Here is a 13,377-nt window from a genome sequence, read left to right on the forward strand (position 1 = left end):
AAGATTCTCTACTGTTTTCATTGTTGGCTGAGAACTCGTTGCTCTTGCTCCTTGTTTTTTGTTCATTTAAAAAACTGACTACTTTGAATCGTTATTTTATCAATGTACCTTGTATCCTCAAGTAAGATATTCATCGGTAAGTCATGAATTTGATTGTCCAATAAATAATCAGCTGGCAAGTCTGCAACTGAATCTGTAACTAAAGCGATAGAAGCTTTTTTATGTTGATTGACTTGATATTGTAACAACATATCATCTGCTTTTTGCTGAATAGGTTGCCCAATCTGGCTTAAATAATTTAATACTTGATCAGGTTCATTGGAATGGATATGGATTCTAGCTTTCTCACGATTGACAGCAATAATGAGTGAATCACCATACACACTTAATCCTTTTTGTATTTCTTGTTTTGTTTGAGTAACATTCTCTAATAAAACTTCTGTACAAAAACTATAAGCAGGTTCTGAGTTATATATGTGTTCTGTTTTAGAAATGCTTATATTTATTGCATCATTTGAACCTATTGTTGATTGAGGAACTGTCGTATGATCGACAAAAGCACTAGTAAATCCTTCAATAAAAAGATAAAATCCTTTTGCTCCAGCATCCACTACTTGATTTTTTTGTAGAATTTTTAATTGTCCAGTTGTGCTGTCAAGCGCTATTTTGGCTTCAGCGAGCGCCGTTGGTAGGCTATTCTCCAAACTTGTCATCTGTTCGCTTCTATCAAGCGCTTCAGCCCAAGACCTAATAACCGTGATGATCGTTCCTTCAACTGGATTTTCAATTGCCTGATAGGCTTCATTAACAGCTGATTTTACACTTTTTATGAAACTGCGAACAGAATTTTTCTCCTCTAAAAGCAATAGATGATTATAAATCCCATTAAAATACTGCGCAAAAATAATGCCAGAATTTCCTTGAGCACCTAATAAAGAGGCTTCAGCAATTTTTTCAAAAACATCCGTCATCGAAGTTGAACGCGCTTTTGTTTCTTCAATGATCGTTTGCATCAAAGAAGCTAAATTGCTTCCAGTATCTCCATCTGATACTGGATAAACATTGATTTGGTTTAATTCTTGCTTTCCATTTGTCAACTGGATCGCACCTTGATGTACCGCAAACAACAACTTATCGTAATCAATCATCTGCTCCTTATTCGCTTGCATAAAGCACTTACCTCCAATTAAAAGTTTGTGCTGTAAAAAAGGTGATCCCACTTGTAGCAGCAGTCACGAATGCTCCCCAGACTAGGTCAATACTTGTGATTAAATATGGCAATCTTTGATTGTTGCAAGATTCGTTAAATCGTAGGTGCCATAACATAATAGCCCTAAAAAAGCGCCCGCCGACAACGCATATGACAAACTATTTTTTTCAAGTGCGGGATAAACAATGAAAAAGAGTATCCCGATAAGATACAAAATTTAGAACAGGGCTGCTGGAATTAGTTTTGTTTGACCTAACAAACCACCTAAATGCTCTTGATACATTTTTTTGGCAATCAAAAGTAACCAAGCAAAATCAAGTACTAACAAAGAAACTGCTGCAATGCTAAATAATTTCAAATAATTAATCATAGTATTCCCTCCAACTAAAAATATGGCATGATTACCTTATCAATCGATAAGGTAATCGTACCATGATTTAAAGAATGATGAAAAGATCTTGCTTGAGGTTTATTTAGACTACTATCTTCTGAGTATGAAAAAGGGCGAGTTCGCTACTTCTAACCGTGGAACTCCCCCTCCCCTTTTTTTTATTATTTTACAATCAACAGATCAAGACTTGCTAATGATAAAGCCATTTTAGCAATTCGATTGAGTTCTTTCAAACGATTCACCTTTATCTGTTCATCTTCGACCATCACCATCGTCTCTTCGAAATATCGTTCAATCAATGGACGTAACTCGACTAACGCTTGATAATTTTCTGACATTGTATTTTCAGTAAATTTTGCTTCAATTTCATTAACTGCCTGATGTAAAGCTTGCTCAACCTCATTTTCAAATAATGATGTATCAACAGGATTATCTTGGTTTACTAGCTCACGACCCTTTTTAGCTAAGTTGATCACTCGTGTCAAGGCTTCCATCGAAGGTCTAAAATCGTCATCCAACAGATGATTTTTCAGAATCGTCGCAGAAGAGAATAATTTTGCCAAATCTTTTTGCTCAGAAGAAATGACAGCATCAATTACATCATGACGTACATTTTTGGTCATTAATAATTGACGTAATCGTGCTTTTACAAAATCTATTACCTCCTCTTGTCCGCTAGTCAATTGAATCCCGTATTTTTGATTGTCTGCATTAACTGCTGCATCAATGTCCATTTGTAGCTGCACTAATGGGAACTGCCATCCTTTATTTTCGATGATTCTAATTACGCCATAGGTTTGACGACGTAGTGCATATGGGTCATTCGAACCGCTAGGAATCATACCTACTGCAAAAAATGCAAAGACGCTATCTAATTTATCAGCTAATGCCAATACCGATCCAATTACAGAAATCGGAAGCTCACCGTCACTTGATACTGGTAAATAATGTTCACGAATCGCTTGTGCTACAGCAGGCTTTTCTCCTTGCAGCAATGCATACGTTTCCCCCATGATGCCTTGTAATTCTGGAAATTCACCAACCATATTTGTAACTAAATCAAATTTATAAATTTCAGAAGCACGTGCTAAATCAGTCAATTCACTTTCTGATAAACCAACTTCTTTTCCAATAATTTGTCCAATGATTCCTACACGTTGCATTTTTTCATAAATAGTTCCGATTTTTTCGTGAAAAGTAACTTGTTTCAGTTTTTCAACACATTCATCAATCGTTAATTTTTTATCTTCACTGTAGAAAAATTCCGCATCTTCTAAACGGGCAATTAAAACTTTTTCATTGCCTTTAATGACATTTTCAATGTGAACACTGTCTCCATTTCTTACAGAGATAAAATAAGGAAGCAATAGTCCTTGATCATTTCGAACCTCAAAATAGCGTTGATGTTCCTTCATCGAAGTGACTAATACTTCATCTGGAACAGACAAATATTTCTCATCAAATGCACCGACAAACGCGGTTGGATATTCCACTAAGTTATTGACTTCTTCTAACAAATTAGCATCCAAATCTAGTTTCCAATTATTCTTTCCTGCCAGTTGATTGGCTTGATCGATGATCATTGTTTTTCTTTCGTTTGGATCAACAATCACAAATTGTTCTTTCAATTTTTCTTCGTATTCTTTTGAATGGTCCAAAACCACATCATCACCTAAGAAGCGATGACCGCGAGTGCTTTTACCTGTTTTCACATCTAAAATAGAAAACGGAATGACTTCCTCATCAAGTAAAGCAACGATCCAATGAATGGGACGTATATATTCAAAATCATAATCAGCCCAATGCATGGTAACTGGAAAAGTTAAACTTGTAATTACATCTTTTAATCCGGCTAATACATCAATCGTTTTTTGCCCTTGATTATGTTTTGTTACATAAACATATTCGACCCCATTCAATTCTTTAAACGAGATTGCATCCGTCGTTAATCCTTGACCTCTAACAAATCCCTCAGCTGCTTTACTCCAATTTCCTTCAGCATCTTGTGCAATTTTTTTTGCAGGTCCTTTGACTTCTTCTTGAGTATCTGCCTGTTGGTCTGGTAATTGTGTCACACGAATCGCTAGACGACGTGGTGTCGAAAAGCTTTGGACTGTTTCATAGCTTAAATTATTTTCATCTAAAAATGCGATTACTTTATTTTCTAATTGTAAACGACTTGGGCTGACAATATGGGCTGGCATTTCTTCCAATCCAATTTCAAGTAATAGGTCTTTTGCCATGTTAGTTTGCCTCCTCAGTAGTTTGATTTTCTTTGTTTAGTAGTGGGAATCCAAGTTTTTCACGTTCTGCTACGAAAATTTTAGCGACAGCTTTCGCCAAATTTCTGATACGCGCTAAATATCCAGCACGTTCTGTTACAGATACCGCACCACGTGCATCCAATAAATTAAAGGTATGACTACATTTCAAAATATAGTCATAAGCTGGATGTACCAAATTTTCGTCAATACAGCGCTTCGCTTCTTTTTCAAATTTATCAAAATTTTCCAGTAACATTTCTTGATTGCTTATTTCAAACGAATATTTAGAATGCTCGTATTCAGGTTGATTAAAAATCTCTCCATATTTGACCCCATGCGTCCATTCTAAATCATATACACTTTCAACTTCTTGAATATAAGAAGCTAGTCTCTCGATCCCATAAGTGATTTCTGACGTCACAGGATAACAAGCTAGACCACCAACTTGTTGGAAATACGTAAATTGGGTGATTTCCATCCCATCAAGCCAGACTTCCCATCCCAGACCAGCACAGCCCATAGAAGGATTTTCCCAGTTGTCTTCAACAAAACGAATATCATGAGCTAATGGATCAATGCCTAATAACACCAAACTCTCCAAGTATAATTCCTGAATATTTTCAGGAGAAGGTTTCATAACCACTTGGAATTGATGATGTTGATACAACCGATTTGGGTTTTCGCCGTAGCGGCCGTCTGCTGGACGTCTTGAAGGTTCTACATAAGCTGCATTCCAGGGTTCAGGTCCGATAGCTCGTAAAAAAGTGTACGGGCTCATTGTTCCTGCTCCTTTTTCTGTGTCATAAGATTGCATTAGCATGCAACCATTTGATGACCAGAATTTTTGTAATGTTAAAATCATTTCTTGTACAGTAAGTTTCTTTTCCATTGTGATCCTCCTTATGTTAAAAGCGCAATGTTTTTTAAAAACAAAAAAGTCCCTATGTCTCTAAGAGACATAGGGACGAATAATCGCGGTTCCACCCTACTTCCGATATCAACTATCGGCAGCTTCGTTCAATCATACTCAAAAGCGCCTTTCAAAAGTTGCTTGTATCTGGCTCTCACTATTCCAGACTCGCTCTGACTGCCTCACTTTTTACTCTTCTTTTTCAACGTATTTATTTAATTCTTCTTTATGATAATCTTTGCAGCGTAAGTTGTCAAATCTTTTTCAGTTATTTTAGTGATCTAGAAGTTTTATTTGTTACTATCTCATTATTTCAAGTTAAATTATTGTCTTCAATTTCAGATTTTTTCTCTCTAATTGGTAATTTCAATGTATCTTCCCAACTTTTCATCTGGTCAATAAATTTTTTGCTCTTCAGCTGAATTCCAACATATTCATCGTATAATTCATCAATTGTTTTTCTAATAGCCGCTTTGGTCTCTGATTTAACATTGATATCTTGCACTTTATCATAGGAGACAGATGAGAAAAGTCGAATAAAATGAATAGCTCTAGGATCAGCATGGTATCGGTGATCATCAAGTGACCAATGACGTTCACACAACACACCACTATATTTTGACGAATAATCAAATTTCCCCTGCGTTTGTTGGCAAACACTACAATGTCTCCACTCGGGAGAAATGCCAAAACGACTTAGCAATTGGATTTCAAAAATATTGGTAACAATCTCTGCATCTTTATTCTCATTTAATAATTTGAGTGCTTGTTGTACAAATTGGTACAAATTAGGATCGTACGTTCGATCTTCAATTGCCGCATCAACTAAATTTAAAATATACGTCGCATATGCATTTATAAAGATATCCTCTTGAATGATTCTCAGTGGATAGACCTCTTTACTTCCATTCAAAAAAGATAACCCATCTTCCCTAAAATCACCGATGTAAACCGCTTCAGTAAAGGGTAAAATGGCGGAACTAATTGGATTGTTTTTGCGATGAGCTCCTTTGACAAAAAACATTAGTTTACCAAAAGATTCAGTAAAAATCTTGACAAGTTTATCTTTTTCCTTGTAGTCTTTCGTAAATAAAATAATTCCTTTTGTTTCTCCTAAGGCCATAGGCTCACCTCCTTGATGTTTACTTTTAGTTTACCAGAGATGGAAATAAAAGAACAATTCTACAATGATGCAGAATTGTTCCTTACTAACTCATTTAATAATCATCTTTACGATAGCCAAAATCCTGTAAATGAACTTTTTTATCACGCCAATCTTTTTGAACTTTTACCCAAAGCTCTAAATAGACTTTGTCATCTAATAAATGCTCAATGTCTTGTCTTGCTTTCGTACCGATCATTTTAAGCATCTTTCCGCCTTTTCCAATGATGATTCCTTTTTGACTGTCGCGTTCAACTATGATCGTTGCTTGAATATGCACTTTGTCATTTTCATTGCGCTTCATTGAATCAACCACTACCGCAACAGAATGAGGGATCTCATCACGTGTAAGCAATAATACTTTTTCACGAACTAATTCAGAAACAATAAAATACTCAGGGTGATCTGTTACTTGATCATCTGGGAAATATTGCGGACCTTCTGGCATTTGATCAACCAACACATCCATCAAACGATCTACATTGTTTCCTTCAGTCGCTGAAATTGGTACAACCTCAGCAAACTCCATCTGACTAGCATAATCGTCGATAATTCCCAAAAGTTGATCTGGATGAACGGTATCTATTTTGTTGATCACTAAGTAGACTGGACTATTCATTGTTTTTAAACGTTCGATAATGAAATCGTCTCCCTTACCTCTTTTTTGATCAGCACTAATCATAAATAATGTCGCATCGACTTCACGTAATGCGCTGTATGCCGTTTCCACCATAAAATCTCCTAGACGATGTTTTGGTTTATGAATACCAGGTGTATCAATAAACACAATTTGCGCCTGTGGTACAGTATAAATCCCTTGGATTTTATTCCTTGTTGTTTGTGCTTTATCACTCATGATCGCAATCTTTTGTCCGACGATACGGTTTAATAATGTAGATTTCCCTACATTCGGTCTGCCTACGATTGCTACAAATCCGGATTTATGTTCTTCTGTCATCGTGTCTCTCCTCTATAAAAAATCTTGTAGTATTTGCCAAATTTTTGGAACAAACAGTAGCAAGCCAACAACGACAGCAAATCCTGTCGTTAAAAGTACTGCGCCGGCCGCCATATCTTTGACTTTTTTACCTATCGGATGAAAATGAAAATCTGTTACCATATCGACAACATTTTCAAATACTGTATTAATGATCTCCATGACTAATACCAGAAAAATCGCCAAGAGTAACCATAACCATTCCCAAGTAGCCAAATGGAAAACAAAGCCAATAATCACAGCGACTATCCCCATAACAACATGCGTCCGCATATTGTGTTCCTCTTTAAACACCGTTTTGATCCCTTGTATAGCGAATTCCAACGATGCTACGAAGTGCTTGTTTTTTTCAGTCCGTTTATCTTTTGAGTCCATAGGCGTCTAAAATCTCTTTCTGTAATCCAAACATTTCCTTCTCATCTTCTGTTTCCATATGATCGTAACCGTTTAAATGTAAAAATCCATGTACCGCTAAAAAACCAAGCTCACGCTCAAAAGAATGCCCGTATTCTTGAGCTTGCTCTGCCGCCCGTTCAGTAGAAATCATGATATCTCCAAGATTTCGTGGGAAGGCCGCATCTTCATCTTCAAAAATAATCGGCACCTCATCCTCCCCTTCTTCTTCCAAAGCAAAACTAATGACATCTGTAGGGACATCTTTTCCGCGATACTCTTTATTTATCACTTGAATACCTGAATTGTCCATAAAAGTCACAGACATTTCAGTATCATCTGATATTTTCAAATGACTCGCTGCAAACTGCAGCAAGTTTTCTACTTCTTCTAAATTATCCTGCGATAGGTTATTTGTTTCATCAATGAATGAAATATCCATTAGTCATCTCTCTTTTCTTGTTCATCTTTCATTTCTTCAGCTTCTGATTTCATTTTTGGATACTTGATTCTTGAATGGAACGTACTGCACAATCCATTGATAAGTGACTTTTCAATAATCCGAATCTCTTTCATTGTTAAACCACAATCGTCCAATTGACCATCAGAAATCCGATCTTGGATCACATTATGAACAAATTCATGAATTTTTTCGTTTGTAGGATTATCCATTGCTCGGACAGCTGCTTCACATGTATCAGCAATACTGACAATTCCAGCTTCTCTTGTTTGAGGTTTTGGTCCTGGATAGCGAAAATCACTCTCTGAGATATCCGAGTTTCGTTCCTTAGCTTTAACGTAGAAAAACTTCATTAAAGTCGTACCATGATGTTGACGACAAATATCGATCACCACTTCAGGCATATGATAGTCTTCTAAAATTTTAGCTCCATCTATTACATGACCAAAAATAATTTGTTTGCTATCTTCTGGCAACAAGAAATTATGTGGATTCTCCGCACCAGCTGGTAAATTCTCAACAAAAAAATTAGCATGTTTAATTTTGCCGATGTCGTGATAGTAACAGGCAACTCGTGTTAATAATGAGCGTCCACCGATTTCAGCTACTGCATTTGCACTTAAACTCGCTACCATCATACTATGATGGTAGGTTCCAGGCGCTTCTTCAAGTAATTGCTTCAAAAGTGGATGATTGGGATTACTCAATTCATTGAGAATAATCACACTGTCATCTGTTACGAGCAATTCTATATAAGGATGCAGTCCCATTGTTGCTAGGAAAGACAATATCGTTCCAGCTAACGCACAAATCATCATTGTCCATGATTTACCATCAAAAAAGTTCATGCCTTGATAAATCATTAAAACAAAGTCCAAACTCACTGGGAAGATGATCACCCAAAAAACAGCAATCAAACCTTGTTCACCAATCCGTGTTCGTTTCACAACTGTTGCTAGTAGACCAGAAAACATATAACTCACGAGAATGATCGTCAACGAGTTCGTTCCTATCGAATTATAAAAAACGAAAAGCGAAAAAATCACTTGGAAGACCGCTGCCAGAACTCCTGCTCTTCTACTGACAAAGTAATTTAAAACAAGCGGTGTAAATGCTGCTGGGAAGAACAACGAGATATACAGCATTTGTTCGCTCTGGAAAATTTGGAAAAACTTCATTAAAACCACACTTAACGACATGGCAACTACATAAAATAAAACAAAGTGTCTACGTCTGCCCTCTTCGGTTACTTGCTTAGTAAAAAACAATAAGACGAAAATTTGTAATACGATAGCTAGAGCTAAAGCAACCATTGGAAATAAGGATGTACTCTGATTTGTCATTCCTAATAATTCAAGTTTTTCCATTGCTTTGCTATCAATTTGTGTGCCTTCCCGAACAATGATTTCACCTTGATAGATCATTGAAGGAGGTACAGCATCCATTGCATTTTGGCGCATTTCTTTGGTTTTTTTATCATTGGCAAAATCGTTAGCCACAATTCCTTCATTGACAATATAGCGAATTTCTTGTTGCATCGTGCTAGTAACATCTAAAAATTGAATTTTTTCGATTGCATTTTGGCGAATCGAATCCAAATCAGCTTCCCGAACATGATCTTTCATCTTTTCATCGACGATTTTTAAGCTCTCTGTCTTCACTTGCTGAATTTGATTAGCATCTAAAGAAAATATATTTTGATAGAAAACATTGGGAAATTTTTGATAAAAAGAAACCTCATCTTGATCCAATGATTCGAATTGAGCTTTTAAATTGGCTACTCTTTCTTCGATTGTTGGTTTAGGGATTGTTTCATCTTTTTTGGCTTTGGCTTTTTTTTCTTCATACTCTTTATCTGTTTTTTCGTTTGCAGTGGTAATCAATTTAAATAATTTTTCAATTCTTTTATGTTGAATGTCTGCCGTGTCTTCTTGATAAATGTATTCAGGTGTGACCGCTTCAGCGGCTAGCTTTTTCTTTTGTGCTGTTTCGTAAGTATTTTCAATATTTTTATTTGCTCGAATCGTATTTTCAGCAAGTTGCCCTTCCTTGATTTCGACTCTTTTTTGGTGAACACTGCCAAACATGATCACAAATAAAAAACAAGAGAAAACGAGTAAAAGTATCGGAATATAAGCTTTCCCTAACCTATCGCGTAATTTCAATAATGAGTATTTCAACGGAATTTTCACTCCTTTCCGCAAATCTAAGACTATTGTTGATTTTCTTTTTCGTAAGCTCGAATAATTTGAGCGACTACTGGATGTCTTACCACATCACTAGCATCAAAATGAACAAAAGAAATTTTTTCGATGGACTGTAACGTTCTTTCGGCATGAATTAAGCCACTCGCTACACCCTTAGGTAAATCGACTTGACTTGTATCACCATTGACAATCATCCTTGAGTTAAAACCTAATCTGGTCAAAAACATCTTCATCTGAGCAACCGTTGTATTTTGTGCTTCATCTAAAATGACAAATGCATCGTCTAATGTTCGTCCCCGCATATAGGCTAATGGAGCAATTTCGATCACACCACGTTCCATCAATCGATTTGTATGTTCCATACCAAAAACTTGGTACAATGCATCGTAAACAGGACGTAAATACGGATCAACCTTCTCTTTCAAATCACCAGGTAAAAAGCCTAGACTTTCACCTGCTTCAACAGCTGGACGAGTCAAAATAATTTTTTGAACTTCGCCTTTTTTTAATGCAGAAACAGCCATAACAACTGCTAAAAATGTTTTACCGGTTCCCGCAGGGCCGATTCCAAAAATAATATCACGTTTTCGAACTGCATCGATATATCTTTTTTGACCGATATTTTTAATCCGAATTGCTCTACCGTGATGATCCTTAAGAATTTCTTCTTCATACATCACAATAAAGGCATCCAAATCATTACTTTTCGCCATTTTCAAAGCTGACACAACATCTGGCGTACTAATTTTGATGCCACGTTTAATCAACACCTGTAATGTACGTAAAACAGAAGCCACCAATTGTACTTCGTTTTCTTCACCTAACAATTGGATTGTTTCACCACGTGTGTTGATTGTGACCGCTGTATTTTCTTCTAAATATTTTATATGTTTATCGTGGTTTCCTAAAAGCATACTCACATCATCAGAATCATTTAGTTTTAATTCCAAAGATATTGGCTGATTTTCTGTCAAAAAATGCCCATCTCCTTTATTTTTTCATTCCTTATAATCATACCATATTATTTATTTATTAAAAAGAGAGTGGATTAAAACAACTATTTCTATCTAAACTTCTCAGGCTGTTATTTAGACAAAAAAACCAACGGAAATCCGTTGGTTTTTTCCTTTGACTAATTCTCTTGTAGTAATTCTTTTGCAATTGCATTGACTTGATTGCCGTCTGCTTTACCTTTTACTTTAGGCATTACAGCACCCATTACTTTACCAAATTCATTTGGTGAAGTTGCTCCAGTCTGATCAATTGCCGTCTGAACAATCTGACGAATTTCTTCTTCTGAAAGTTGTTTTGGCATATATTTTTCAACAATTGCGATTTCGATTTTTACTTTGTCAGCAAGATCGTCACGTCCCGCTTTTTCAAACTCTGACAAAGAGTCTCTACGCTGTTTCATCTCACGAGATAAAACTGTTAACTCTTCTTCTCCGTCCAAATCACGGCCAGCTTTAATCTGCTCATTTTGAATGGCTGCCTTCAGCATACGAAGAACGGATAAAGTCTCTTTATCTTTGGCCTTCATTGCTACCTTGATATCGTCATTCAATGTTGTTAGTAATGACATACAACCAGCTCCAATTCATCGAAAACTAGAATTTTTTACGTTTTCTAGCTGCTTCAGATTTTTTCTTACGCTTTACACTTGGTTTTTCGTAGAATTCACGTTTACGAGATTCTTGTAAAGTACCCGCTTTTGAAACGGAACGTTTGAAGCGACGAAGAGCATCGTCAAGAGATTCGTTTTTACGAACGACAGTTTTTGACATGTTAATTCCCTCCCTCCGAGCTTAAAAAGTAACCGTTTTTTATATTTATGAGTTATTCAACATAAATAAAATACCGTTCTTTTTACATTATATCGAATGGTTATTTTAACGTCAACCATTGTATTGAAAAAATGCATAAAAAAGTGCCAAAATGAGTAAAGTTTTACACACATTTGTAATATTCATGATTTTTTCTGAAAAAAAGGATCATTTACACTCTTCACAACGACCAAAAATCTCAAATCGATGGCCTTCTATTTCACATCCGCTTAATTGTTCTTTAAAAAAATCCATCGGACACATGTGGATTTCTTTTGTTTTTCCACAAACCGTACAAATAAAATGATGATGATGTCCCACTTCTTGACAGCAATGAAAACGAAACTTTTTTTCCCCATTCAAATCAGTGGTTTCTAACAGGTCTAAATTTTCAAAATCATGTAAATTTCGGTAGATCGTATCGTAGCTGACCCCTTGATATTCTTGATTCATGAATTCATATACTTCTCGCGCTGAAATATATCGGTTTCTTCTAATTAGATATGTAATCATTGCTTCTCTTTTTTTTGTGTATTTTAAGCCATGTTCCTTCATCACACTCAGTGATTGCTCTACTTTAGAGTTTGATTGTGCCATTTTATAGCCTCCACCCTTCAAATCAGAATCATTACGAATAAGATCGATGAAGATATGGTATAATAAGTAGATAAAAAAAGCAAGAGAGGAATCACTTTATGACAACTAATGAGCAAAAAAAATGTGTAACGATCTTTGTTATATCAGATTCAGCAGGAGAAACAGCTTCAAAACTAGCCGCAGCTTCGATGGCGCAATATCCCACCGTAGATTTTTCATTATTTAGACGAACCTTTGCTAAAGAGGAAGATAAGTTAAGAAAAGCACTCGAAGATGCAAAACGTGAAAACGCCATGGTTTTACATACTATCGTCAATGAACGGTTAGTAAAAATCGCAAATGATTTTTTTGATGAGCACGATTTATATCACTTCGATATATTAACACCACCTGTTGCAGAGATTGAACGATTGACTGGAATTGCACCTACTAGAGAACCTGGGGCACTCCATCACTTGAATGAAAATTACTTTAAACGAATCGAAGCAATGGAATTTGCTGTAAAATATGATGATGGAAAAGACCCTAGAGGATTTTTGGAAGCAGATGTTCTTTTGCTCGGTGTTTCAAGAACTTCAAAAACGCCTCTTAGTTTGTTTTTAGCCAACAAAAATTTGAAGGTTGCAAATTTACCTTTGATTCCAGAAGCACATTTACCAAAGCAACTATGGGAAACAAACCCTAAAAAAATCGTCGGCTTAACGAATGATCCTGACATCTTGAATGGTATCCGCAAGGAACGAATGAGAACTTACGGATTGCCAGCTGATACATCGTATTCAGACATTGAGAAAATTAGAAAAGAATTAGCTTTCGCAAGTGATTTATATACAAAACTAGGATGTGTTGTCATCAATGTTGCTTCTTTGTCTATTGAAGAAACTGCTTCAATGATTTTAAATGCCTTAAACTTAGAAGACCACAGCTATTATGCTACTGAGTCACCTGAAGCTTAAAAATAAA

The 13,377-nt window shown here is 36.0% G+C and carries 13 protein-coding genes and 1 pseudogene; 1 reads left to right on the forward strand and 13 read right to left on the reverse strand.

Features of this window, described 5'->3' with window-relative positions:
- Positions 1–62: 62 nt before the first annotated feature.
- The 13 genes and pseudogenes from IGJ55_RS08970 to IGJ55_RS09030 form a co-directional block, all read right to left on the reverse strand.
- The gene (locus IGJ55_RS08970; RefSeq protein ID WP_429949700.1) at positions 63–1,169 is read right to left on the reverse strand and encodes a DegV family protein; all 1,107 of its coding nucleotides are present in this window, start codon (positions 1,167–1,169) and stop codon (positions 63–65) included.
- Positions 1,170–1,176: 7 nt separating this feature from the next.
- Positions 1,177–1,580, reverse strand: a pseudogene (locus IGJ55_RS08975) (DUF2177 family protein).
- A gap of 182 nt (positions 1,581–1,762) precedes the next feature.
- Complete coding sequence (gene glyS, locus IGJ55_RS08980; RefSeq protein WP_430606199.1) at positions 1,763–3,844, reverse strand: glycine--tRNA ligase subunit beta; 2,082 nt, start codon at positions 3,842–3,844, stop codon at positions 1,763–1,765.
- A gap of 1 nt (position 3,845) precedes the next feature.
- On the reverse strand, positions 3,846–4,754 hold the full coding sequence (glyQ, locus tag IGJ55_RS08985; protein WP_207121821.1) for a glycine--tRNA ligase subunit alpha: 909 nt from the start codon (positions 4,752–4,754) through the stop codon (positions 3,846–3,848).
- A 334-nt stretch (positions 4,755–5,088) separates the two neighbouring features.
- Entirely contained in the window at positions 5,089–5,898 is an 810-nt protein-coding gene (gene recO / locus IGJ55_RS08990) for a DNA repair protein RecO (RefSeq protein WP_069640767.1), read from the reverse strand.
- Between the two features lie 94 nt (positions 5,899–5,992).
- A complete protein-coding gene (era, locus tag IGJ55_RS08995) occupies positions 5,993–6,895 on the reverse strand; it encodes a GTPase Era (RefSeq protein WP_207121819.1) in 903 nt (300 codons plus the stop codon).
- Between the two features lie 12 nt (positions 6,896–6,907).
- Positions 6,908–7,309 carry a diacylglycerol kinase family protein gene (locus IGJ55_RS09000; RefSeq protein WP_204638592.1) on the reverse strand — a complete coding sequence of 134 codons (402 nt, stop codon included), beginning with the start codon at positions 7,307–7,309 and terminating at the stop codon, positions 6,908–6,910.
- The gene (ybeY, locus tag IGJ55_RS09005; RefSeq protein WP_429949694.1) at positions 7,293–7,769 is read right to left on the reverse strand and encodes an rRNA maturation RNase YbeY; all 477 of its coding nucleotides are present in this window, start codon (positions 7,767–7,769) and stop codon (positions 7,293–7,295) included. Before ybeY ends, IGJ55_RS09000 begins: the two co-directional genes overlap by 17 nt.
- Positions 7,769–9,967: an HD family phosphohydrolase gene (locus IGJ55_RS09010; RefSeq protein WP_069640771.1), complete on the reverse strand. Its 2,199-nt coding sequence runs from the start codon at positions 9,965–9,967 to the stop codon at positions 7,769–7,771. Before IGJ55_RS09010 ends, ybeY begins: the two co-directional genes overlap by 1 nt.
- A 32-nt stretch (positions 9,968–9,999) precedes the next feature.
- Positions 10,000–10,908, reverse strand: coding sequence for a PhoH family protein (locus IGJ55_RS09015; RefSeq protein ID WP_429950055.1), 909 nt, complete (start codon positions 10,906–10,908; stop codon positions 10,000–10,002).
- Positions 10,909–11,126: 218 nt separating this feature from the next.
- Entirely contained in the window at positions 11,127–11,576 is a 450-nt protein-coding gene (locus IGJ55_RS09020; RefSeq protein ID WP_429949692.1) for a GatB/YqeY domain-containing protein, read from the reverse strand.
- A 25-nt stretch (positions 11,577–11,601) separates the two neighbouring features.
- The gene (gene rpsU / locus IGJ55_RS09025; RefSeq protein WP_002356740.1) at positions 11,602–11,778 is read right to left on the reverse strand and encodes a 30S ribosomal protein S21; all 177 of its coding nucleotides are present in this window, start codon (positions 11,776–11,778) and stop codon (positions 11,602–11,604) included.
- A gap of 207 nt (positions 11,779–11,985) precedes the next feature.
- On the reverse strand, positions 11,986–12,414 hold the full coding sequence (locus IGJ55_RS09030) for a Fur family transcriptional regulator (RefSeq protein ID WP_069640774.1): 429 nt from the start codon (positions 12,412–12,414) through the stop codon (positions 11,986–11,988).
- Positions 12,415–12,512: 98 nt separating this feature from the next.
- Between IGJ55_RS09030 and IGJ55_RS09035 the strand changes: the two genes are divergently transcribed.
- Entirely contained in the window at positions 12,513–13,370 is an 858-nt protein-coding gene (locus IGJ55_RS09035) for a pyruvate, water dikinase regulatory protein (protein ID WP_069640775.1), read from the forward strand.
- The last annotated feature ends 7 nt before the right edge of the window (positions 13,371–13,377 follow it).

It is taken from the genome of Enterococcus sp. AZ170 (assembly GCF_050545135.1).
Lineage (GTDB): Bacteria > Bacillota > Bacilli > Lactobacillales > Enterococcaceae > Enterococcus_L > Enterococcus_L ureilyticus.

Coding starts and splice junctions, on each gene's coding strand:
- IGJ55_RS08970 (WP_429949700.1), bottom strand. CDS start 1,169: ATGCAAGCGAATAAGGAGCAGATGATTGATTACGATAAGTTGTTGTTT.
- glyS (WP_430606199.1), bottom strand. CDS start 3,844: ATGGCAAAAGACCTATTACTTGAAATTGGATTGGAAGAAATGCCAGCC.
- glyQ (WP_207121821.1), bottom strand. CDS start 4,754: ATGGAAAAGAAACTTACTGTACAAGAAATGATTTTAACATTACAAAAA.
- recO (WP_069640767.1), bottom strand. CDS start 5,898: ATGGCCTTAGGAGAAACAAAAGGAATTATTTTATTTACGAAAGACTAC.
- era (WP_207121819.1), bottom strand. CDS start 6,895: ATGACAGAAGAACATAAATCCGGATTTGTAGCAATCGTAGGCAGACCG.
- IGJ55_RS09000 (WP_204638592.1), bottom strand. CDS start 7,309: ATGGACTCAAAAGATAAACGGACTGAAAAAAACAAGCACTTCGTAGCA.
- ybeY (WP_429949694.1), bottom strand. CDS start 7,769: ATGGATATTTCATTCATTGATGAAACAAATAACCTATCGCAGGATAAT.
- IGJ55_RS09015 (WP_429950055.1), bottom strand. CDS start 10,908: ATGCTTTTAGGAAACCACGATAAACATATAAAATATTTAGAAGAAAAT.
- IGJ55_RS09020 (WP_429949692.1), bottom strand. CDS start 11,576: ATGTCATTACTAACAACATTGAATGACGATATCAAGGTAGCAATGAAG.
- rpsU (WP_002356740.1), bottom strand. CDS start 11,778: ATGTCAAAAACTGTCGTTCGTAAAAACGAATCTCTTGACGATGCTCTT.
- IGJ55_RS09030 (WP_069640774.1), bottom strand. CDS start 12,414: ATGGCACAATCAAACTCTAAAGTAGAGCAATCACTGAGTGTGATGAAG.
- IGJ55_RS09035 (WP_069640775.1), top strand. CDS start 12,513: ATGACAACTAATGAGCAAAAAAAATGTGTAACGATCTTTGTTATATCA.